The 20,185-nt window shown below is 67.7% G+C and carries 20 protein-coding genes and 1 tRNA gene; 13 read left to right on the top strand and 8 right to left on the bottom strand.

Annotation, left to right across the window (positions count from 1 at the left end; translation table 11 throughout):
• Positions 1 to 10: 10 nt before the first annotated feature.
• Positions 11 to 538, top strand: a complete 528-nt coding sequence (locus L6Q21_RS16230; RefSeq protein ID WP_237831796.1) for a DUF721 domain-containing protein — start codon at positions 11 to 13, stop codon at positions 536 to 538.
• A gap of 36 nt (positions 539 to 574) precedes the next feature.
• On the opposite strand, the gene L6Q21_RS16225 is transcribed toward L6Q21_RS16230, so the two are convergent.
• Positions 575 to 751, bottom strand: coding sequence for a YegP family protein (locus L6Q21_RS16225; RefSeq protein ID WP_237831795.1), 177 nt, complete (start codon positions 749 to 751; stop codon positions 575 to 577).
• Between the two features lie 170 nt (positions 752 to 921).
• Between L6Q21_RS16225 and L6Q21_RS16220 the strand changes: the two genes are divergently transcribed.
• The 6 genes from L6Q21_RS16220 to L6Q21_RS16195 are packed head-to-tail and all read left to right on the top strand — an operon-like array spanning position 922 to position 4,069.
• On the top strand, positions 922 to 1,248 hold the full coding sequence (locus tag L6Q21_RS16220) for a DUF1476 domain-containing protein (RefSeq protein ID WP_237831794.1): 327 nt from the start codon (positions 922 to 924) through the stop codon (positions 1,246 to 1,248).
• Position 1,249: 1 nt separating this feature from the next.
• A complete protein-coding gene (locus L6Q21_RS16215; protein WP_237831793.1) occupies positions 1,250 to 1,504 on the top strand; it encodes a BolA/IbaG family iron-sulfur metabolism protein in 255 nt (84 codons plus the stop codon).
• On the top strand, positions 1,501 to 1,830 hold the full coding sequence (grxD, locus tag L6Q21_RS16210; protein ID WP_237831792.1) for a Grx4 family monothiol glutaredoxin: 330 nt from the start codon (positions 1,501 to 1,503) through the stop codon (positions 1,828 to 1,830). The genes L6Q21_RS16215 and grxD overlap by 4 nt, the downstream gene beginning before the upstream one ends.
• 10 nt (positions 1,831 to 1,840) lie before the next feature.
• Positions 1,841 to 2,626 carry a glycerophosphoryl diester phosphodiesterase membrane domain-containing protein gene (locus L6Q21_RS16205; RefSeq protein WP_237831791.1) on the top strand — a complete coding sequence of 262 codons (786 nt, stop codon included), beginning with the start codon at positions 1,841 to 1,843 and terminating at the stop codon, positions 2,624 to 2,626.
• Positions 2,623 to 3,132, top strand: a complete 510-nt coding sequence (locus tag L6Q21_RS16200; RefSeq protein WP_237831790.1) for a dihydrofolate reductase — start codon at positions 2,623 to 2,625, stop codon at positions 3,130 to 3,132. The genes L6Q21_RS16205 and L6Q21_RS16200 overlap by 4 nt, the downstream gene beginning before the upstream one ends.
• A gap of 10 nt (positions 3,133 to 3,142) precedes the next feature.
• The gene (locus L6Q21_RS16195) at positions 3,143 to 4,069 is read left to right on the top strand and encodes a bifunctional riboflavin kinase/FAD synthetase (RefSeq protein ID WP_237831789.1); all 927 of its coding nucleotides are present in this window, start codon (positions 3,143 to 3,145) and stop codon (positions 4,067 to 4,069) included.
• A gap of 45 nt (positions 4,070 to 4,114) precedes the next feature.
• Here the strand turns inward: L6Q21_RS16195 and L6Q21_RS16190 are convergent, their stop codons facing one another.
• Entirely contained in the window at positions 4,115 to 4,348 is a 234-nt protein-coding gene (locus tag L6Q21_RS16190; RefSeq protein WP_336246251.1) for a (2Fe-2S)-binding protein, read from the bottom strand.
• A gap of 287 nt (positions 4,349 to 4,635) precedes the next feature.
• Here L6Q21_RS16190 and wecB point away from each other — a divergent pair, with 287 nt between their 5' ends.
• Positions 4,636 to 5,805, top strand: a complete 1,170-nt coding sequence (wecB, locus tag L6Q21_RS16185; protein ID WP_336246250.1) for a non-hydrolyzing UDP-N-acetylglucosamine 2-epimerase — start codon at positions 4,636 to 4,638, stop codon at positions 5,803 to 5,805.
• 3 nt (positions 5,806 to 5,808) lie between these two features.
• Here wecB and aroA read toward each other — a convergent pair whose 3' ends face one another.
• Positions 5,809 to 7,146, bottom strand: coding sequence for a 3-phosphoshikimate 1-carboxyvinyltransferase (gene aroA / locus L6Q21_RS16180; RefSeq protein ID WP_237831787.1), 1,338 nt, complete (start codon positions 7,144 to 7,146; stop codon positions 5,809 to 5,811).
• A gap of 113 nt (positions 7,147 to 7,259) precedes the next feature.
• Here aroA and L6Q21_RS16175 point away from each other — a divergent pair, with 113 nt between their 5' ends.
• The 3 genes from L6Q21_RS16175 to L6Q21_RS16165 all read left to right on the top strand — a co-directional run bounded on the left by L6Q21_RS16175 (position 7,260) and on the right by L6Q21_RS16165 (position 10,957).
• Positions 7,260 to 7,586, top strand: coding sequence for a TIGR02300 family protein (locus L6Q21_RS16175; protein WP_237831786.1), 327 nt, complete (start codon positions 7,260 to 7,262; stop codon positions 7,584 to 7,586).
• 151 nt (positions 7,587 to 7,737) lie between these two features.
• Positions 7,738 to 7,813 (top strand) — tRNA-Ala (locus L6Q21_RS16170).
• Positions 7,814 to 8,029: 216 nt separating this feature from the next.
• Positions 8,030 to 10,957 carry a TonB-dependent receptor plug domain-containing protein gene (locus L6Q21_RS16165; RefSeq protein ID WP_237831785.1) on the top strand — a complete coding sequence of 976 codons (2,928 nt, stop codon included), beginning with the start codon at positions 8,030 to 8,032 and terminating at the stop codon, positions 10,955 to 10,957.
• Between the two features lie 39 nt (positions 10,958 to 10,996).
• Here the strand turns inward: L6Q21_RS16165 and L6Q21_RS16160 are convergent, their stop codons facing one another.
• The 5 genes from L6Q21_RS16160 to fahA form a co-directional block, all read right to left on the bottom strand.
• On the bottom strand, positions 10,997 to 11,317 hold the full coding sequence (locus tag L6Q21_RS16160; RefSeq protein ID WP_237831784.1) for a hypothetical protein: 321 nt from the start codon (positions 11,315 to 11,317) through the stop codon (positions 10,997 to 10,999).
• Position 11,318: 1 nt separating this feature from the next.
• Complete coding sequence (locus L6Q21_RS16155) at positions 11,319 to 11,771, bottom strand: DUF6325 family protein (RefSeq protein ID WP_237831783.1); 453 nt, start codon at positions 11,769 to 11,771, stop codon at positions 11,319 to 11,321.
• Between the two features lie 58 nt (positions 11,772 to 11,829).
• A complete protein-coding gene (locus L6Q21_RS16150) occupies positions 11,830 to 12,651 on the bottom strand; it encodes a universal stress protein (protein WP_237831782.1) in 822 nt (273 codons plus the stop codon).
• 61 nt (positions 12,652 to 12,712) lie between these two features.
• Positions 12,713 to 13,354, bottom strand: coding sequence for a carbonic anhydrase family protein (locus L6Q21_RS16145; protein WP_237831781.1), 642 nt, complete (start codon positions 13,352 to 13,354; stop codon positions 12,713 to 12,715).
• 81 nt (positions 13,355 to 13,435) lie between these two features.
• On the bottom strand, positions 13,436 to 14,728 hold the full coding sequence (fahA, locus tag L6Q21_RS16140; RefSeq protein ID WP_237831833.1) for a fumarylacetoacetase: 1,293 nt from the start codon (positions 14,726 to 14,728) through the stop codon (positions 13,436 to 13,438).
• A gap of 271 nt (positions 14,729 to 14,999) precedes the next feature.
• Between fahA and L6Q21_RS16135 the strand changes: the two genes are divergently transcribed.
• The gene (locus L6Q21_RS16135; RefSeq protein WP_237831780.1) at positions 15,000 to 18,626 is read left to right on the top strand and encodes a S8 family serine peptidase; all 3,627 of its coding nucleotides are present in this window, start codon (positions 15,000 to 15,002) and stop codon (positions 18,624 to 18,626) included.
• On the top strand, positions 18,626 to 20,086 hold the full coding sequence (locus L6Q21_RS16130) for a ComEC/Rec2 family competence protein (protein ID WP_237831779.1): 1,461 nt from the start codon (positions 18,626 to 18,628) through the stop codon (positions 20,084 to 20,086). The genes L6Q21_RS16135 and L6Q21_RS16130 overlap by 1 nt, the downstream gene beginning before the upstream one ends.
• Positions 20,087 to 20,185 lie beyond the last annotated feature (99 nt).

The raw sequence follows: 20,185 nt of genomic DNA, 5'->3' as shown, positions 1-20,185 counted from the left end.
GGCTGACGCCATGGCGAAGCCTCCGAAACAGCCTGCCCCTGCGCCTCCCCGCCGCAACGGCGTGCGCGAGGTGGGGGCGCTGCTGCCGGAGGTGGGGGGCGTCGCCTTCCGCCGCTTCGGTTTCACCCATGGCGCGCTGCTGGCCCGCTGGCGCGATGTGGTGGGGCCGGTCTACGCCCGGTGGTCGGTGCCGGAAACGCTGCGCTTCCCGCGCGGGCAGACGGTGGGCGGCACGCTGACCGTGCGGGTGGAGGGGCCTTTCGCCCTGCAGGTGCAGCATGTCGCCCCGCAACTGATCGAGCGGGTGAATCGAATCCTCGGCCACAATGCGGTGGCGAAGCTGAAGCTGGTGCAGGGCGAAGTGCCGCGGCCGCCGGCCAGCCCGGCTCCGCCGCCCGCCGAGCGGCCGGCGGAGTCGAATCTTTCTCCGTTGGGAGAGAATGCCCTGTCAGGCGTGAAGGACGATGGCCTGCGCTCCGCCCTTCAGGCCCTTGCCGACGAACTGGCGCGCAGCGGCAACCCGCCCCGTATCGGCTGAAGGCCGATCAAACATCTCCTATCGGCTGAAGGCCGATCAGACTTCCTCTACCGGCGAATCCTTGCTGGCCTTGACGATCTCGATTCCGTGAAGAGCGGAAGCCTTCGACGAATAGCCCTCCGACGAGGCGGCGATGATATTGCCGTTGGAATGCTTCAGCCGCCAGCGATGCTCGCCGGCCTTGTCCTTGTAGAGTTCGAACTTCGTCGCCATGCGGTCTTTTCCCCTGTGTTGGCGGGTTGAGAAGCCGGGATATGCGAATCCGGCCGCCGCCAGTCTTGCGATTGCGGCGGCCGGGATCAAGCTTTGGTTGAAACCCCTTCGCGGGCAGCCTATCTCGCCCATGAAAGCTGGCGCACAAGGGCGCGGCGCGGAAGGTGCCAATGAGCAAGATGTTCGAAGACCGGGAAAAGGCCCATGAAGCGAAATTCGCGCACGATGCGGACAAGGAGTTTCGAGTCACCGCGCGGCGCAACCGGCTGATCGGCCAATGGGCCGCCGCCCGCCTCGGCCTCACCGAAGCCGAGTCCGAAGCTTATGCGAAGGCGGTCGTGCAGGCCGACTTCGAGGAAACCGGCGACGAGGATGTGATCCGCAAGCTGATCGGCGACCTCCTCAAGGGCGGCGTCGAAACCAGCGACATCGAGATTCGCGAGATGCTCTCCCGCTTCGCGGCGGAAGCCCGCGCGCAGATCGAGCAGGCCGGCTGAAATGCCGATGCCCGGCCATGAGATCGAAGCGGCGATCCTGACCGCCATTCCCGATGCGGATGTGACGCTCACCGATCTGGCCGGTGACGACGATCATTGGGCGGCGCATGTGGTCTCCGCAAGCTTCGCCGGCCTCAGCCGCGTGAAGCAGCACCAGCTTGTCTACGCAGCGCTCGGCGGCCGCATGGGCGGCCAGTTGCACGCGCTGCAATTGACCACTTCGGTGCCGGCCCCCGCGCCGGCAGGAGAAATATGATGGACCCGGTTCAGCAACGCATCGACGGCATCGTCAGGGGCCATGACGTGGTCCTGTTCATGAAGGGCACGCCGCTCTTTCCGCAATGCGGCTTTTCCAGCCGGGCGGTCGCCATCCTCGAGCATCTGGACGTGCCCTTCCACTCGGTCGACGTGCTGCAGGATCAGGACGTGCGCCAGGGAATCAAGGGCTATTCCGACTGGCCGACCATCCCGCAGCTCTATGTGAAGGGCGAGTTCGTCGGCGGCTCGGACATCATGATGGAAATGTTCGAGGCGGGCGAGCTGCAGGCGCTGATCGCCGACAGCGGCATCCAGGCCGGCTGATTCCACACCCATGGCAGACGCCGGGCCGGGCTCCTCCGATAATCCGCTGAGCTTCGGCCCGCTCTGGGCCGATACGCTCGATCTCGTGCGCCGCCATGGGGAGATTTTGTGGCCGCTGGCCGCCGCTTTCCTGTTCCTGCCGCAGATCCTGATCGCGGTGGTGACGCCCGAGCAGGGGCCGAACGCCAGACCCGATATGGGGCCCGATATGGCGCTTGCCATGCTGATGCTGGCGGCGGGGCTGGCCGGCTTGCTGGCGACGCTGGTCGGGCAGGTGTCGGTGGCTTTCCTCGCCGTCCATGACGGCACCGCCGGCCTGACGCTGGGGCAGGTGATCGCGCGCTCCGCAAGGCTGCTGCTGCCGGCGATGGCGGTGGTGCTGATGCAGGGCATCGCCATTTTCGTCGGGCTGCTGCTGCTGATCGTCCCCGGCCTGTGGCTGCTGGCGCGGTTTTCGGTGGCGTTGCCGACGGTCTCCGTCGGGCCGCACGATCCGCTGGAGGCGCTGAAGGAAAGCTGGCGGCTGACGGAAGGTTATGCGCTGAAGATCCTCGGCGCCCTGCTGATCCTGACGCTGGGGATGTTCATCCTCTATTTCGGCATATTGGCGATCGGCGTGGCGGTGGGGGCGATCGGCACCATCGCCGGAGGCCAGCCGGAAACGGGGTGGAGCCTCGGGCGCTGGGCCTTCGAAGTGATCGGCGCGGCGGCGGTGGCGGCGATGGGGGTGATTTCCATCTGCTTCTATTCCAGCCTGCTGAAGACCCTGCGACGCCTGCCGCGCCACAGCGCATGAGCGAAGCGGCAGCGGTGGGGCTGGAAATCGTGCTGGTGGTGGCCGCCGCCGACAATGCGGTGATCGGCCGCAAGGGGCAGATGCCCTGGCACCTGCCGGCGGATCTCAGGCGTTTCAAGCGCCTAACCCTGGGCAAGCCGGTGGTGATGGGGCGCAAGACCTTCGAATCGATCGGCCGCCCCCTTCCCGGGCGGCGGAACATCGTGATCACCCGCTCGCCGGACTGGAGCGCGCAAGGCGTGACCGTGGTTCCGGGTTTACCGGAAGCGCTGGCCGAGGCCGGCGCGGAGGCCATGGTGATCGGCGGCGCCGAAATCTACGCGCTCGCCCGGCCGCTGGCGACGCGGATCGAACTTACCCGCATCCATTTGTCGCCCGAGGGGGCGGACGCCTTCTTCCCCGCGCCCGAGCCGGAGATCTGGCGGGAAGTCGCCCGCGAAGATCATCCGGCGGAAGGCTCCGCGCCCGCACACAGCTTCTTGAGCTTTGTGCGGAACAGCCGCTAACGGTGCTTCCATGATCGTGGTGGAAGGAGAGGGCGGGCGCGTTCCGGCGGAAATGCGGGGAGGCGCGGTCGCACTCGGCAATTTCGATGGCGTGCACGGGGGGCACCAGGCGGTGATCGGCGCGGCGATCGCCGCGGCCCGCGCCGCCGGCCGTCCGGCGCTGGTCGCCACTTTCGATCCGCACCCGTCGCGGTTCTTCCGGCCGGATACACCGCCCTTCGCGCTTACCAGCAAGGCGCAGAAGCTGGCGTTGCTGAATGGGCTTGGAGTGGATGCGGCCATCGTCATCCCGTTCAATGCCGCGCTCGCCGGCCTTTCCGCCGAGGCCTTCGCGCGGGAGTGGCTGTCCGAACGGCTGGGCGTCGCCCATGTCGTGACGGGCGAGGATTTCACCTTCGGCAAGGGCCGTTCCGGCTCGGCCGCGACGCTGCGGCAACTGGGGCAGGGGCTGGGCTTCACGGCGGCGGCGCTCAGCCCCGTCACCTCCGACGCGGAGGCCATTTCCTCCACCCGAATCCGCGAGGCGCTTGTGGCCGGCGACATGGCCGAGGCCGCCCGCCTGCTCACGCGCCCCTTCGCCATTCGCGCGCCTGTGGTGCATGGAGACAAACGCGGCCGCACCATCGGCGTTCCCACCGCGAACCAGTTGCTGGGAAGCTATCAAAGGCCGCGCTACGGCGTGTATGCCGTTCGCGTGAAACTGCCGGACGGCGGGACAGCGCGGGGCGTCGCCAATCTGGGCGTCCGGCCGATGTTCGATCCGCCGAAGGAATTGCTGGAAACCTGGATTCTCGACTGGTCCGGCGATCTCTATGGCGCGGAAATCGAAGTGGAACTGGTCGGCTGGCTTCGGCCGGAAATGCAGCTTGACGGGCTGGACGCGCTGAAAGCGCAGATCGCGATGGACGCCGAAGCGGCCAGAGCCCTTCTCGGCTGAGGCTTTCGAACGAGTGGGAAGATGGGGCGAAGATCGCCCCGCTCTTCAGGCGGGAACCCGCGCCGATTCTTCCTGCACCAGTTGCCGCGCATAGGTCAGGCACTGGCCGCATTGCGGGCGGCAGCCGAGGCGCTGATACGCCTCCCGCTCGCAGCGCACGCCGCCGCGCGCAATTTCCCGGACCTGGGCTTCGCGAAGGGCATTGCAGGAGCAGACGATCATGGCGTGCCGAATTTCCTTGCGCTTCAACCTGCGGAACGTGGCCGGATGCAGCAGCACGCACCGCAAATGAGTTGTTGCGACTGATATTCAATAGGGTGGGGCATTGCAAGCGATTCGCATCAGCCTGCCGCAGTCGAGTTATGGCTCGGTTAAATCGAACCCCTACACGCCGTCACCCGGGCTTTGTGAAACTGCTCATCACAAATTCGAACGGATTCATTGCCCGCAGTTAACCATCCTTGCCAATCGGCTGGCGGAAAGCGATGGCCCCTTCACCCCCCAGCTGTTATGCCCGATCCGGGGTCGGCATCAGAATTGCCTTTTGAAGGCAATCGGAAAAAAGGATGCCTTCGCCCATGGATGGCAGGTCGCCGTTGATGGCGGTTTGCGGAACGCGACCGGAAGTGGTCAAGCTGTCCCCGGTTATCAAGGCCCTGCGCGCCCGTGGCCATCGGGTGGTGCTGGTGGCGACCGGGCAGCACGCCGATCTCGCGCCCCGCATGTTATCGGAATTCGGCCTCGTGCCGGATGCGCAGCTTTCGTCCGGCCCGGCGGGGCTGAGGCCGGCGCAGGTTCTGGGCTCGCTTCTCACCCGCCTTCCGCCGCTCGTCGCGGCCTGGCGGCCGTCGCTGCTCCTGGTCCAGGGGGATACGATCAGCGCGCTTGCCGGCGCCCTTGCCGGCAATTACGCCCGCGTGCCGGTGGCGCATGTCGAAGCCGGGCTGCGCACCGGCGATCAGGACGAACCGCACCCCGAGGAGATGCAGCGCCAGCTGATCGCGCCGCTTGCCAGCCTGCATTTCGCCCCCAGCCGGCGGGCCGCGGAAGCGCTCGGCCGCGAAGGCGTCCCCGCGGAGCATGTGCATGTCGTCGGCAACAGCGGCATCGACGCGCTGTTCGCCACGCGGGACCGGCTGGCAGGCGACAGGCGGCTGCAGGCGCGCCTTGCCGCCCGCTACCCTTTCGCGGCGCAGCCGGGGCGGCCGCTGCTGCTGGCCACCGTGCACCGGCGGGAGAATCAGGGCCCGCGCCTGCTGGCGATCGCCGCCGCGCTCGCGCATCTGGCGGCTTTCGACGGCCTGCGCGTCGCCCTGCCGCTGCACCCGAACCCGGCGGTGCACAGGGTGCTGCGCCAGCAGCTCCAGGGCCTGGAAAACGCGCATCTGATGGAACCGCTGGAGCATGTGGCGATGGTCTGGATGATGCAGCGCGCGCATCTGCTGCTGACCGATTCCGGCGGCCTGCAGGAAGAAGCGCCGTCGCTCGGCCTCAGGACTCTGGTGCTGCGCGAGCGCACCGAACGCCCGGAGGCGATCGACGCCGGGGCCTCGGAACTGGTGCCGCTGCAATCCGGCCGGATAGTCGCCGCCGCGAAGCGCCTGCTGGCCATGGCGCCTTTGCAGCCGGTTCACCCCTTCGGCGACGGGCGGACGGGGGAGTCGATCGCGGCGGCGATCGAGCGATGGCTCGGCGTTCGCCAACCTCTGCCGGAAACGGTTGCCGCCCCGGCCTGAAGCTCAGGCCTCGCGCGCGCCGGCGGCCGTCATCAGCGGCAGGAAGTCGGGGAAGCTGGTGGCGATCGGCGCCCGGTCGTCCACGGTGACCGGCCGCTCGGCGGCGAGCGACAGGACCGCGAAGCTCATGGCGATTCGATGGTCCAGCCTCGTCTCGACCGTGGCGCCGCCGGGCACCTTCTCCCCGCCGCGCCCTTCGACGACCAGCCCGTCCGGCAGTTCCTCGACCGAAACGCCCGATGCCCGCAGCCCCTCGGCCATGGTGGCGATCCGGTCGCTTTCCTTCACCCGCAATTCCTCGATCCCGCGCATCACGGTGCGGCCTTCGGCCAGCGCCGCCGCCACGAACAGGATCGGATATTCGTCGATCATCGAAGGGGCGATTTCCGGCGGCACCTCGATTCCCTTCAGCGCGCTATGGCGCACGCGCAGATCCGCCACCGGCTCGCCGCCCACCAGCCGGGGGTTCAGCCGCTCGATATCGGCGCCCATCATTTCCAGCACGCGGACGATGCCGTCGCGCGTGGGGTTCAGGCCGACGCCCTCGATCAGCAGCTCCGAGCCGGGGACGATCAGCGCCGCCACCAGCGGGAAGGCGGCAGACGAGGGATCGCCCGGCACCACCAGCCGCTGCGGCTTCAGTTCGGCCCAGCCGGTCACGGCAATGCGCCGTCCGCCGTCCGCCATCGGCTCCACCGTCAGGTCGGCGCCGAAACCCTGCAACATGCGTTCGCTGTGGTCGCGCGTGGGGATGGGTTCCTCCACCACGGTTTCCGCCTGGACGTTCAGCCCGGCGAGAAGGATAGCCGACTTCACCTGCGCCGAGGCGACCGGCAGCCGGTAATGCAGCGGCAGCGGCGTTTGCGCCCCGCGCAGCATCAGCGGCAGCCGCCCACCGGGCGAGGCCTCGAAGGCAGCGCCCATCCGCGAGAGCGGCTCCATCACCCGGCCCATCGGCCGCTTGCCGAGCGAGGCGTCGCCGACGAAGGTGGCGGTGATCGGGTGGGTCGCCACCAGCCCCATCAGCAGCCGCGTGGAGGTGCCGCTGTTGCCCATCTCCAGCGCGCCCTCCGGTTGCAGCAGCCCGCCGACGCCGACTCCATGCACGCGCCAGGCGCCGGGGCCGAGCCGCTCGATATCGGCGCCCATCGCCCGCATGGCGGCGGCGGTCGCCAGCACATCCTCGCCCTCCAGCAAGCCTTCCACCCGGCTTTCGCCCACCGCCAGCGCCGACAGCATCAGCGCCCGGTGAGAGATGGATTTGTCGCCCGGCACCTGCATCCGGCCATTCAGCGGAGCGTCGGCGACAAGCGTGAGGGGATGGGGAGTTTCCGCGTGCATGGGCGCGGGCTTTGACAGCGGCACGCGCCTATGGCAAGGCGCGCGCCTTCTGGCGATGCCGTGCCGGCCCCTCGAAAGGCCGGGCAGGCCTGCTGCCCAATGGAGTTTTAATCGTGATCAAGGCCGAATGGGGCACCAAGCGCCAGTGCCCGAAGTGCGGAACCCGCTTCTACGACCTGCAGCATGACGATCCCGTCACCTGCATCAACTGCGGCAACGCCTGGGTGCCGGAGCCGATCCTGAAGTCGAAGCAGACGCTTCCGTTCGAAGCCGCCAAGGCGGAAGGCGCGGCCACCCAGGCCGAGCCGGCGCTGGAAACCGACGATCTGGACATCGACGACACCGACAGCGACGAGCCGTCGGACGATGCCGACGTCGACATCGGCGGCGACGACGACCTGTCGGAAGTGGTGGTGGAAGACCGCGAAGAGGATCGCTGAGCGAGAGTTTCGGGCTGGCGAAGAATCGCCGGCCCAAAAAAACGCCGGCCCAAAAAAACGCAAGCCGGGTGCGGAATTGGCTTGAACCCGGTTTCGCCTTGCGCTAATCGCGCCGCTCCCGCTCCCAGGCGGGTATGACGAAGATGGTTTCGGGGCCTTAGCTCAGCTGGGAGAGCGCTACAATGGCATTGTAGAGGTCAGCGGTTCGATCCCGCTAGGCTCCACCATCTTCTGCTTTTTCCTCAATACACTATCGAATGTCCTTCAGGGCCGATCCCGGCCTTGGGCGCGTGCTGTTCCGACTGGCGCTGCCGCAGTTTATGCGCCGTTCACGAAAGCCTCTTTCGCAACCGCTTTCATTGTGCTGTCATACAGCCACAATGTTCGGGTCAACCCGGGCAACGCATGGCCAACAATGGCCAGCGATGGAAAAGGGGTGTGTTATGAAGAGGCTCGTTGTGGCGTTGCTCGGCTGTACCGGCCTTGCAGCGCCTGTTTTCGCGCAGGCATCATCCGTCGACACAGCATCCGTCGGCACAGGGGCTTCGGCGGATAATGAACTGATCATCGTCACCGGATCGCGTATCAAGCGCTCCATCGCAGACAGTCCGGTGCCGCTGACCATCGTCACCACCGACGACCTGAGGCGGGAGGGGATCAACTCCCCCGAGCAGTTCATTTCCTTCCTGACCTCGAACGGCAACGGCCTCGACAATCTCTCTTCCAATGCCGATGTGGTGGCGGGCGCGGCGCGCGGAAACAATGGCGCTTCCGCCGCGAACCTGCGCGGGCAGGGCGCCTCCGCCACGCTTATCCTGCTGAACGGCCGCCGCGTTCCGGCGCACGGGCTGAACGGCGGCGTGGTGGACATCAACCAGATTCCGCTGAGCGTGGTCGAACGGGTGGAAGTGCTGAAGGACGGCGCCTCGGCCATATATGGCACCGATGCGGTCGGCGGCGTGATCAACTTCATCACCTACGAGAATTTCCAGGGCGCCAAAGCGTCGGCGAATATGGACGTGACCGAGGCCGGCGGCGGGAACCAGTGGCGCTTCTCGTTCATGGCCGGGCATGGAGACCTGGACAAGGACCGCTTCAACCTGATGTTCGGCGCTTCGATCACCGATCAGAAGATGCTGCGCGGCAACCAGCGCGACTTCGTGAACACCTTCCAGCCCGATCGCGGCCTGTCGGTGGACACGCGCGGCACGCCGTTCGCCACCATTTTCCCGTTGGGCGTCTCGCCCAACAGCCCCAACGGCACCATCATCAATTCCGCCGCCACCGCCCCCTATATTCCGGGCAGCGCCACGGTGCGGGCCGGCGGCGGGATCAACCCGCTGGACCTGTCCGGTGGGCAGGGGTGCGATTCCATCGACGGCATGGGGCCATATGACGAGCTTCTGTGGGATACGCCCACCGCGAAATTCGCCTGCGCCTGGGATACCGGCCGCGCCGCCGTGCTGCAGCAGCCGATCCGCACCATTTCCTATTTCGGAGCCGCCACGGGCCAGTTCGGTGACCATCGGATGAAGTTCGAGCTGACCGGCTCGCAGGCCGATTCCCGCAAGATCTTCTCGAACAACCAGCTCAGTTCCAGCGCTTCGGCGGCGGCGACGGCGCTCAACTATGTCTATGTCCGCAACGCGGCCAGCGCCGCCGTCTACGACCGGGTTTTCAACCAGCTCGTCTCCGCCTTTCCGGAACTGGAGCCGCAGCGCGGCCTGCCCATGGCGCTTCGCTGGCGCTGCATGGAATGCGGCCCGCGCGAGATCGAGACCAGCACCGACACGATGCGTCTGGCCTTCACCGCCGATGGCCCGATCGCCGGCGAATGGGAATATCACGCCGGCGTTTCCTACGGGAAAAGCGAGTCCAGCTCGACGCTCGGCTCCGGCTATTTCTACACCCGCACCGTCCGCGACGCGAATGGCAACATCCTCGCGAACGGCATGGTCGACGCGTTCATGACCGGCCACATCAACCCCTTCCTGTTGCCGGGCGAAAGCCAGACGGCCGAGGCGATGGCGCTTCTGGAAGCGATTTCGGCCAAAGGCGTGAAGCTTTATGGCGGCAAATACGGCCTCTGGCAGGTGGACGCCTCCGCCGCCGGGCCGCTGTTCGACATCTGGGGCGGCACGGTGCAGGCGGCGGTCGGCCTCGACTGGCGGCGGGAGCAGTACAGCTTCAACGGCGACGCGCGCGAGGCCGCCAATCGCCCGCATATCTTCAACGCCCCGTTCGACGATGCGAACATCCTGCAATCGCGCAACCGGGACGTGAAGGCGGCCTATGTCGAAGTGATGCTGCCGGTCTTCACCGGCTTCGAACTGACGGGCGCTTTCCGCATCGACGACTACACCGGCTTCGGCACCACCACCAATCCGAAGATCACCGCCCGTTACCGGCCGATCCCGGAAATCATGTTCCGCGGTTCCTACAACACCAGCTTCCGGGTGCCGACCTTCAACCAGCTATACAATGGCGTGCTGGAATCGCCTTATTCCGCGCGGGACATCTACGATCCCACCACCTGTCCGGGCGGGCGTGTCGACACCAGCATTCCGGGCTGCGAGGCCATCAACCCGACGGTGCTGACCGGAGGCCGCCCCAACCTCGGCCCGGAAACGGCCCGGCAATTCTCCGCCGGCGTGGTGTTCGAACCGCTTTCGAATGTGATGCTGTCGGCCGACTGGTGGTATATCCGCCGCGAAGGCAAGATCGACGTGCTGACGATCCAGGACATGGTCGCCAATTACGACATCTTCACCGATCGGTTCATCCGCGACGGCTCGGGGCAGATCGTCGTCATCGATCGCACCTGGGTGAACAGCGGCGAGACGATCACCTCCGGCATCGAATTCGCCGCCCGCGCCGGCACCCCGCTCTTCAGCGGCAACCTTGCCTTCGGCTTCGATGGCAGCCTGCTGCTGAAGAAACGGTCGCGTCTGGTTCCGGGCGCGCCGCAAGGCGAAAGCGAAGTCGGCCGCTTCACCTTCTCGGGCGATCTCGGCCTGAAGTGGAAGCATAATATCTTCCTCACCTACGCCCAGGACGGCTGGTCGGCCTCGCTGTCGCAGCTCTACCGCTCCGGCTACCGGAATCAGGAGCTTCCCGGGGTGACGCTGGGCCGGGTCAGCCCGTCGGACCTGCATGTGAACGTCCGCCCTTATGTGCTGCACAATCTCTCGGTCGGTTACGAGATCAACGAGCGTTTCCGTGTGACGGGGGGCATCAAGAACCTCTTCGACAAGGATCCGCCCTTCGCCATCAACTATGACAGCAACACCGGCTCGGGCAGCAGCTGGGAACCGCGCGTGGCCGATCCGCGCGGACGCTCCTACACGCTGAGCCTGGAACTTCAGATCTAGACGAGACGGGCGGGGAGCGGCGCTCCCCGCCCGCGACACTCAGGCGAGGCGTTCCTTCACCTTCTCGACGAATTCGGCATCCGTCAGGATGCCGGCGTCGTGCGCGGCGGAAAGCTTGCGCAGGGCGTCCAGCGGATCGGCCCCGGCTTCAGCGGGCGCAGCGTTCGCCGCGGCAGCGGGCGCGCCGACCGCCGCCAGCTTTTCCGCATGGGCGAGCTCGGCGGCGTGCATCTTCGATTGCTGCTTGGCGGCCGAGCTTCCGGCGACGGTGGTAGCCGTCTTGGTGATGACGGCGGTGCGGGCGGCGGTGCCGGCCGCACGGCCGATCAGGCTCGGGCGATCTCTACGCGATCCCAGCATTTCAGGCTCCTTCGGTCAGATCGGCAATGGCGGTCAGCGTGGCGCGGGCCTGGTCCACCAGGTCGCCCGGAATCCGCTCGGCCACCAGCAATTCCCCGCCGGCGCCGCGAACCGCGTCGGCGAACTGGGTGGACCAGACATGCTCCACCAGAAGCGCCGCCACCGTGCTCGAAGGCTCGAGATTGTCCGAGACTTCCAGCAGGTCGGCTTCCGACATCAGGCCGCGAATGTCGCCGGTCAGGGTCTTCAGCGCTTCGGCGACGTCGTCCGGCAGTTCCTGCATTTCCAGGATGGCGACTTCGCCGTCGGCGTCCTTCGTCACCACGGCCAGGTCGAGCAGGCGGACGAAGCCGCGCCCGATGAGGTCGGCGAGCGCCGGAGCGATCCGCCCGTCGAAACGATTGCCCTCGAACCCCAGCAGCAGGAATTCGACCGGCCCGAGCTTGTCCGTCATGCATGTCTCCTTTCCTGCCATCCTTGGCAGGGAATTGCGGCAATGGCGTTGCAGCCCCTCAGTGCGCCATCAACAAAGGCACGTCGCTCGCCGAAAGCAGCCGCCGGGTGACTCCGCCCAGCAGGAATTCCATGGCGCGGCTGCGGCCATAGCCGCCCATCACCAGCAGGCCCGAGCCAAGCTCGCGCGCGGTCGCCAGCAGCGTGTCGGAGGTGGAGCCGCCGCCTGCCGTGCGCTCATGCAGTTCCGCCTTGATCCCATGGCGGGAGAGATAGGAGGCGACGGCCAGGGGCGGGAAGTCGCCGGATCCGGTCGGGTCGATCGTCACGATATCCACCCGCGCCGCCTTCTTCAGCAGCGTGACGGAGCGCTTCACCGCATGCGCGGCTTCCTTCGTGGGCTTCCAGGCGACCAGCACCGGCTTTTCCAGTTCCACCCGCTTCGCCGTTTCCGGCACCGCCAGCACCGGGGCGTCGGCATGCGTCACCACGGCCGCCAGCGCCTGCGCGAGGTCCCGGTCGCTGCCGCTTGCGCCCGGCTGCGTCATCACGATCACGTCCGCCAGCAGCGAGCGGTCGACCAGCGTCTGCCCCGGCTCGCCCATCGCCTCGACAAAGCTGAAGGGCACGCCTTCGCCTTGCAGCCGCGCCGTCAGCTTCTGCCGCTCGGCTTCGGCGAGCCTGGCTTCATCCTCCATCAATTGCACCACCATGGCGGCGCTTCCGGCGAAACCGCCGGCATCGGCCCCCAGGAAGCCCGGAACGCGCCGCGTCTGCAGGCATTCCAGATGCCCGCCAGTGAAGCGGACAAGGTCCAGCGCGCCTTGAAGGCGGGATTCGAAATGGGCGTCTTCCGCCACATGCAGCAGGATGGATTTCATCTTCGGCCTCTCTTTCCGCTTTCCAATAGACCGCAAGCGTGCCTCGAAGCGTTGACGCCCGTCAAATCAGCGAAATGCGCCCGCTTTCCAGATCGTAGATCGCCGCCACCATCGCGATCGCCCCAGCCGCCTCCAATTCCCTCAGCGTCAGCGAGCGTTCGCGTATCTTCCACAGGGTGCGGCGCAGATGCGTATGGGCGACCGCGTCGACGAACGCCGGGTTGGCGGACGTGCGCTCGCCCGCATATTCCGTTTCCTCGATGGCGTTCTGGAAGCGGGCGAGCAATATGGTCATGTTGCCGGAGTGCACATTGTCGATGGCCGACAGGATCGCCCCGCAATTGCTGTGCCCCAGCACCATCACCAGCTTCGCGCCGGCGGCGGCCGTCGCATATTCCAGCGAGCCCAGCACATCGTCGTTCACGGCGTTTCCGGCGATCCGGCAGTTGAAGGCGTGGCCGATCCCCATGTCGCAGATGGCGGTCAGGGGCGCCCGGCTGTCCATGCAGGAGAGGAACACGGCTGCCGGGAACTGTTCCTCGGCCGTGCCCTGCTGTTCCGCCACCCAGTCGCGCCGCGTGCTCCGCCCGGAGGCGAAACGGGCGTTGCCTTCCAGAATCAGCTCGATCACCTGCTGCGGCGACAGGCTGTCGCGCAGCTCCCGCGTCAGGATCTGGGCTTCGGCGAGCGTCTGGTCCGGCACGGGCTGCTCCTGTCTCGATCCGCGACGGCCTTAGCATGGGCCGCCGCGCCGGAAACAGCCAATTGCCGACAATCCGGCCTGTCAGCCGATGATTTCCCCCACGCATTCGCCGAATCCGATTGCGGCGAAGCCCGGCGCTTGCGCGCGCGCGGAAATGCGCAGCCGGTCGCCATCCAGCAGGAAGCGCCGCTCCTCGCCGTTCGGCAGGGCGACCGGCTTCTGCCCGCCTTCCGTCAGCTCCAGCAGCGAGCCTTCGCTGCCCTGCGCCTCGCCCGAGATGGTGCCGGTTCCGAACAGGTCGCCGGGGCGCAGGTTGCAGCCGCCGACCGTGTGGTGCGCCACCATCTGCTGCACCGTCCAGTAAAGCGCCTCGGAACTGCCGCCCGACAGGCGCACTTCCGGCAGCCCCGCCTCGCGCATGGCGCGGGTTTGCAGCCAGACGCCCAGCGTCAGCCTCAGCCCGCCATGCCGCTCGTCCGCCTCGTCGCGCAGATAGGGCAGGGGCCGCGGCTCGCCCGCCGCGCGGGGGAAGGCGGGGCCGCGGAAGGGGGCCAGCGCTTCGGGCGTGACGATCCAGGCGCTGACGCTGGTGGCGAAGCTCTTGGCCAGGAACGGCCCCAGCGGCTGATATTCCCAGGCCTGCACGTCGCGGGCAGACCAGTCGTTCAGCAGGCAGAAGCCGGCGATCTGCTCATGCGCTTCGGCGATCGGCACCGGATGGCCAAGGTCGTTGCCCGGCCCGATCCAGACGCCGAGCTCCAGCTCCAGGTCCAGCCGCTCGCTCGGCCCGAAACGCGGGCCGTCGGTGCCCGGCAACTGCCCCTGCGGGCGGACGATGTTCGTGCCCGAAAGCACCACCGAGGAAGCCCGGCCATGATAGCCGATCGGCACATGCTTGTAATTTGGCGTCAGCGGATTGTCCGGCCGGAACAGCTTGCCGATCCGGGTCGCGTGGTGGATGCCGGCGTAGAAATCGGTGTAGTTCCCCACATCGCACGGCAGGTGCAGTTCGACTTCGGCGACGGGCAGCAGAAAGGCGGAAGCCGTTTCCGCCCTGGCGCTGTCCGTCAGCAGCGCGAACAGCGCGTGGCGAAGCGCGACGCGGGCATGCTCGCCCATCGCCAGCAGCTCGTTCAGCCGCTCTTCGGCGACATCTTCCAGCCATGGCAGGTCCGGGAACAGGCCGGCGCGGGCGGCGCCGGCCAGATCGAACACGAAGCCGCCGATGGCAACGCCCACGCGCGGGGCCGCGAAGCCGTTGGAAAACAGGCCGAACGGCAGATTCTGCACTGGAAACTCTGGATGCCCGTCCGCGCCTTCGACCCATGAACTGGCGTTGGGTTCATGTGTGTGATCGATCGTCCACCAGCCCATCCGCATCCTCGCCTTCCAAGCCATCCCGGATCATCTCCCGATCCTGTTGCAGGAGATCGGACGAATGGCCCCGGCGCGTCAACCGGAAGCGGCAAATCCGCCGACTCCCCCGAACGGGTGATTGGCATTCCGCCCCGGCTGCAAAAAGGTTAACGAGGGCATGGACGGCCGCACCAGCTGATTCGGCCGCCGGGTGGGGCGCAATCGAAGGCGAATGGTTTCACGCGCAGCGGCGCGGGCAATGTCTGGCGTCCGGAGAAGGGGCACCTCTATGGCGGGAAAAAGCGGCGATGCCTTCGGGCAGGATTACCGTATAGTCGGCACATTGGTGAAGCTTTCCGGGCAGGAATCCCGGGGCTTTGCCAGCGCGGCGCGCGACTTCGCCCGACAGGGCGAGGTGATCCTCGAAACCGAGGCCGGCCCCGATTCCATGGGCGTGGCGGATGCCGGCGCCACCTGGCTTCGCTTCGACCAGAGCGGGCAGGTCTGGGAACAGGTGCATGAGCTTGCCCGCCGTGGCGGCATGGGCTTCGGCGCCAATGCCGTACTCGCCGCCGAGCCGGACCGCCAGTGGACTCGATCGGCAGGCCCCGCCCCCGCTAGCGGAAGCGCGGCGTTTAACGCCTGGCACCTGCAACGCACCGGCCTCGACAAGGCGCGGGCGCAAGTGGCGGCCGACAGGCAGAAGGATGTGCTGGTGGCGCATCTGGACACCGGCTTCGACCCCGATCACCGGCAGAAACCCCGCAACATCGACCCGCTGCACCGGAGCTTCGTGAAGGGGGATTCGCCGCAGGACGGCGCCCGCACGCCCGGCGGCGGCCTGCCGGGGCTGGAACAGCCCGGCCATGGCACCGGCACGCTTTCGATCCTGGCGGGCCCGGATTTCGGCGGCTGCCCGGATGCGAGCCTGCTGCCGCTGCGAGTCGGCAAGGATGTGGTGCTGGTGACCACCGGAAGCGTCGTGGCCGGTTTCCGCGAGGCGATCAGGCGCGGCGCCGATGTGCTCTCCATGAGCATGGGCGGCCTTGCTTCCAAAGCGATGGCGGACGCGGTGAACGCCGCCTACGAACGCGGGCTGGTGATGGTGACGGCGGCGGGCAACACCTTTTTCGACAAGCCTTTTCCCACCATCGTCTGGCCGGCCCGCTTCCGCCGCGTGGTCGCGGCCTGCGGCATGATGCAGGATGGGCGGCCCTATGAATGGCCCAATTCCAAGCCCATGGCCGGCTGCCACGGCCCGGCGGCGAAGATGCTCTATGCGCTTTCCGCCTTCACGCCCGACATTCCCTGGGCGGAACTGGGAACGGGGGACAAGGTCGGCCGCGCCGGCGGCACCTCGTCGGCGACGCCGCAGATCGCCGCCGCCGTCGCGCTGTGGCTGGCGCAATGGAAGCCGGCGCTGAAGGACTATCTTCCCTGGCAGCGCGGGGAAGCCGCCCGGCAGGCGCTGTTCGCCAGCGCGAGGGAAGTGGATGGAGAAAAGGTGCACGCCAAGTTCGGCCATGGGCTGCTGGATGCGGCGAAACTGCTCGCCACCGCGCCGCTGCCGCAGGCGGAGCTGCGCAAGGCGCCGGTGGCGGACGCCAGCTTCCATTTCCTCAAGCTCGTCTCCGGCCGGGGCGTCGGCTTCGCCGATCGGGAACGCGACGCCCTGTTCGAACTGGAGCTGATCCAGCTTCTGGAAGCGCATCGCGAACTGGCCGGCGAAGACGGACAGGCAACGACGGACCTGCCGGAGCCGGAATCGCTCGATCCGGCGAACGCGGAGGATGTGGCGGCGGTCCGCCGCGTCCTCGAACGGGTGGAAGCCTCGGACCTTGCCTCCGCGCCGCTTCGGGCGACGCTGCGCGCCAGGCTGGCGGGCGAAGGGGCGGCCGGCCCCGCGTTCCGCACGCCGCCAGCGCCGGCGGGGCTGCCCAGGGGCCGCGCCCCGGCGCCGCCGGCCGACACCGCCCATGGCCCGGCCCGCCGGCGGCTGCGGATCTACGCCCGCGACCCGTCGCTCGCGGCCAGCCTCTCCACCAGCGCGCAACTGGTCTCGACCGTCGATGTCGTGAACGAGCGGGATCTGAAGCCCGGCCCGGTCGGCGAATATCTGGAAATCGTCGATGTCGATCCACCGACCGACCGGCTTTACCCGCCCGTCGACCTGAACGACGTGCAGATCGCGCTTTCGGACGGGCTTCGCCCTTCGGAGGGCAATCCGCAATTCCACCAGCAGATGGTCTATGCGGTCGGCATGCGGACGATCGAGGCGTTCGAGGAAGCGCTCGGCCGCCGCATGCTCTGGGCGAGCGGCCGCCAGCCCGGCGACACTTCGGCCGAGCGGCGGCGAATCCCCGCCTTCCGGCAGCGCCTGCGAATCTACCCGCACGCGCTGCGCGAGGCGAACGCCTTCTACAGCCCGCACAAGGTGGCGATACTCTTCGGCTATTCGCCGTCCAACGCCGATACCCGCTCGGCCGTGCCGCAGGGCACGATGGTGTTCAGTTGCCTCTCGGCCGACGTCATCGCCCATGAAATGACCCACGCGCTGCTGGACGGTATCAGCCCGGCGCTGCGCGACGCCAGCAACCCGGACGTGCTGGCCTTCCACGAAGGCTTCGCCGACATCGTCGCCCTGTTCGAGCAGTTCCGCCTGAGGGATATCGTCGCCAGCCAGGTGGCGGTCGGCGGGCGGGATTTCTCCATGGGGGGGATGCTCGGCACGCTGGCCCTGCAACTGGGGCAGGGGCGAGGCGGCGATGGGCCGCTGCGCGACTATCAGCCGAAGAAGGCGCGCGGAGAGAATAAGCCCGCCCTCCAGTATGACACAGACTTGCCGGTGCACGAGCTCGGCTCGGTGCTGGTCTTCGCCGTCTACGAGGCATTCCTTGCGGTCGCCGGCATGCGCACCGGCGAACTGACCCGGCTGGCGACCGGCGGCACGGGCCGCCTGCCGGACGGGGAACTGCACCCGGTGCTGGTGAAGGGCCTCACCAGCGAGATCTGCAAGGCGGCCTCGGAAGTGCAGCGGATCGTCATCCGCGCGCTCGACTATCTGCCGCCCAACGACATCAGCTATGGCGATTATCTGCGCGCCCTCGTCACCGCCGACGTCGACGCCTGGCCGGAGGATCTCGCCGGCTACCGCATCGCCATCATCGAAGCCTTTCGCCAGCTCGACATATATCCGCGCGGGCTTCGCACCCTGTCGGAGGAAACGCTGGTCTGGCGCCGGCCCGAGCCGGCGCTGCGCACCGCGCCCTGGCTGACGGAACTGGTGGAAAGCTTCGATCTGCGCCCCGGCACCGATTACAGCCGCGCCCGCATGCAGCAGCTCAGCCAGCGGCGGGCCGATCTTGCCACCTCGGCGTTGCACAAGGCGCTCGCCGCCGAGCTGGCGGCCGGCGAAACCCGGCTGCACGAGCTTTTGGGCCTGGAGCCCGGCCTGCCGCTCTATGGCCCGGATTTCGAGCCGTTCGCGCGGAAAACGCAGGCGACTCGCGTCTATGTGGACGATGTGCGGCCGAAAATGCGCGACCTCGGCCAGTCCGAACAGACGACGCAGCGTCTGGCCTTCGATGTCGTCATCCGCATCCGCCAGCGCCGGCCGGAGTGGGTGGACCCGGCCGACCCGTCCGCCGGGCGCTTCTGGTTCCGCGGCGGCACGACGCTGATCGTCGACCCCTTCGCCACCAGAAGCGACGAGATCGTGCCGGAAATCCGCTATTCGATCGTGAAGCCGATGCTCTCCGCCACCCGGCTGGAGCGGGAGCGCAACTGGCGGGCCGGGCGCGGCTCGGAAGGCGTGCGCGCCGCCTATTTCGGCCAGGCGGAAGGGCAGGCCGATGCGTTCGGCGCCGACGAGATATTCGCGATCGTCCACAGCCGGATCGAAGAAGGAGAGGCGTGATGGCCAGCACTTCGCCCGCAAGCGTCAAGGTCCGCCTCTATGCGCAGGGGATCGGCGACTGCATCCTGATCGACCTGCCGCGCGCCGACGGCGGCCGGCTGCACCTGCTGATCGACTGCGGCGCCCACCAGATGATGCCCGGCAGCAACAAGCGGATGGCGGAGGTGGTGCAGGACATCCACGAGCGCACGGACGGCGTGCTGGATGTGATCGCCGGCACGCATGAGCATTGGGACCATCTCTCCGCCTTCCTCACCGCGCGCGGGGCTTGGGCGAAGTTCACGGTCGGCGACGTCTGGCTGAGCTGGGCGGAAGACCCGGACGACGAAGTGGCGAAACAGCTCGACCGCTTCAAAGGCGATGGCGCGGCCATCGTCTCGGGCCTGCGCTCGAAGATGCCGCTCGCCTTCGGGGTGGGCGAGGGGCTGGTGGCCGGAGTCGATTCGCTGATGGGCTTCCTGTTCGGGGCCGCCGGAGAACGGGTGCGCAGCGCGCGCGAAGCCTTGCGCCTGCTCGCGCCCGATGGCCGGCCACGCTACCTGCTTCCCGGAACCGACGCGCCGGCGAAGGGCCTGCACGACGGCGTGCGGATCCGCGTTCTCGGCCCGCCGAGGGATGCGAAGACGCTGAGGATTCACGACAACCCGAGCAACGAATATCGCTTCGGCGCCGGCGCGCCAGCGGCTGGCCCCTTCGCTGCCGTTTCCGCCGCGCTCAGCGTGTCGGAAGGCCGGATTCCCAGCCAGCACGACCCTTATGCTCCCTTCGATGGAGACCAGGGCGCGCGGCTTTGCGATGTGCTGGAAGGCGATTGGTCCGGCCTGGACGAAGCAGGCCGGGCGCATTTCTGGCAGCATTATTTCGAAGATTCCGCTCCCCTCGGCAGCAGCCGCGACCTGCTGGCGGAACGCCGCCGGATCGACGGCGAATGGCTGGGATCGGCGCTGGACTTCGCGCTCCAGCTGGACCGCAACACCAACAACAGCAGCCTGGTGCTGGCCATCGAGCTGGAGGCAAGCGGCCATGTGCTGCTGTTCGCCGCCGACGCGCAGGGCGGGAACTGGAAAAGCTGGAAGGATGTGGAGTTCGAAGGCGGGCAAGGGAAGATCGCCGCCGATCTCGTCGCCCGCACGGCCTTCTACAAGGTCGGCCACCATGGCAGCGTCAACGCCACGGCGAAGGACGCGCTGGAATCCATGGACGCGGCCAATCTCATCGCCTTCGTGCCGGTGGATACCGATGTGGCGCTGAACCGCTGCCGCTGGAAGGACTTCCCGGCGGGCAAGCTGATGGCGGCGCTCGGCCGGCAGACGCAGGGACGGCTGATTGCTTCCGACAGCGACTGGGTGAAGGACCAGACGCTTCCCGATCCGATGGAGGGCTGGAAGACTCCGGCGCTGGTTTCCGCGACGCGCGGCATGGCAGGCTCGGTGCCCTGGGTGGAGCTGGAGTTCCGCTAGGTTGGGGGGGGAACTCATATTTCCCCCACCCCACCTTCGTCACCCCGGGCTTGACCCGGGGTCCAGCTTTCTTCCTCACCCGCAGCGCCAGCAGAAAAG

The sequence above is a fragment of the Sandaracinobacteroides sayramensis genome, assembly GCF_022014495.1.
GTDB lineage: Bacteria > Pseudomonadota > Alphaproteobacteria > Sphingomonadales > Sphingomonadaceae > Sandaracinobacteroides > Sandaracinobacteroides sayramense.
Note: the sequence above shows the minus strand (reverse complement) of the source record. Positions and strands in the feature narration are given on the sequence as shown.

Bases quoted from the DNA above. Each gene is read 5' to 3' on its own strand.
- L6Q21_RS16230 (WP_237831796.1), top strand. From the start codon at position 11: ATGGCGAAGCCTCCGAAACAGCCTGCCCCTGCGCCTCCCCGCCGCAAC.
- L6Q21_RS16225 (WP_237831795.1), bottom strand. From the start codon at position 751: ATGGCGACGAAGTTCGAACTCTACAAGGACAAGGCCGGCGAGCATCGC.
- L6Q21_RS16220 (WP_237831794.1), top strand. From the start codon at position 922: ATGAGCAAGATGTTCGAAGACCGGGAAAAGGCCCATGAAGCGAAATTC.
- L6Q21_RS16215 (WP_237831793.1), top strand. From the start codon at position 1,250: ATGCCGATGCCCGGCCATGAGATCGAAGCGGCGATCCTGACCGCCATT.
- grxD (WP_237831792.1), top strand. From the start codon at position 1,501: ATGATGGACCCGGTTCAGCAACGCATCGACGGCATCGTCAGGGGCCAT.
- L6Q21_RS16205 (WP_237831791.1), top strand. From the start codon at position 1,841: ATGGCAGACGCCGGGCCGGGCTCCTCCGATAATCCGCTGAGCTTCGGC.
- L6Q21_RS16200 (WP_237831790.1), top strand. From the start codon at position 2,623: ATGAGCGAAGCGGCAGCGGTGGGGCTGGAAATCGTGCTGGTGGTGGCC.
- L6Q21_RS16195 (WP_237831789.1), top strand. From the start codon at position 3,143: ATGATCGTGGTGGAAGGAGAGGGCGGGCGCGTTCCGGCGGAAATGCGG.
- wecB (WP_336246250.1), top strand. From the start codon at position 4,636: ATGCCTTCGCCCATGGATGGCAGGTCGCCGTTGATGGCGGTTTGCGGA.
- aroA (WP_237831787.1), bottom strand. From the start codon at position 7,146: ATGCACGCGGAAACTCCCCATCCCCTCACGCTTGTCGCCGACGCTCCG.
- L6Q21_RS16165 (WP_237831785.1), top strand. From the start codon at position 8,030: ATGAAGAGGCTCGTTGTGGCGTTGCTCGGCTGTACCGGCCTTGCAGCG.
- L6Q21_RS16160 (WP_237831784.1), bottom strand. From the start codon at position 11,317: ATGCTGGGATCGCGTAGAGATCGCCCGAGCCTGATCGGCCGTGCGGCC.
- L6Q21_RS16155 (WP_237831783.1), bottom strand. From the start codon at position 11,771: ATGACGGACAAGCTCGGGCCGGTCGAATTCCTGCTGCTGGGGTTCGAG.
- L6Q21_RS16150 (WP_237831782.1), bottom strand. From the start codon at position 12,651: ATGAAATCCATCCTGCTGCATGTGGCGGAAGACGCCCATTTCGAATCC.
- fahA (WP_237831833.1), bottom strand. From the start codon at position 14,728: ATGGGCTGGTGGACGATCGATCACACACATGAACCCAACGCCAGTTCA.
- L6Q21_RS16135 (WP_237831780.1), top strand. From the start codon at position 15,000: ATGGCGGGAAAAAGCGGCGATGCCTTCGGGCAGGATTACCGTATAGTC.
- L6Q21_RS16130 (WP_237831779.1), top strand. From the start codon at position 18,626: ATGGCCAGCACTTCGCCCGCAAGCGTCAAGGTCCGCCTCTATGCGCAG.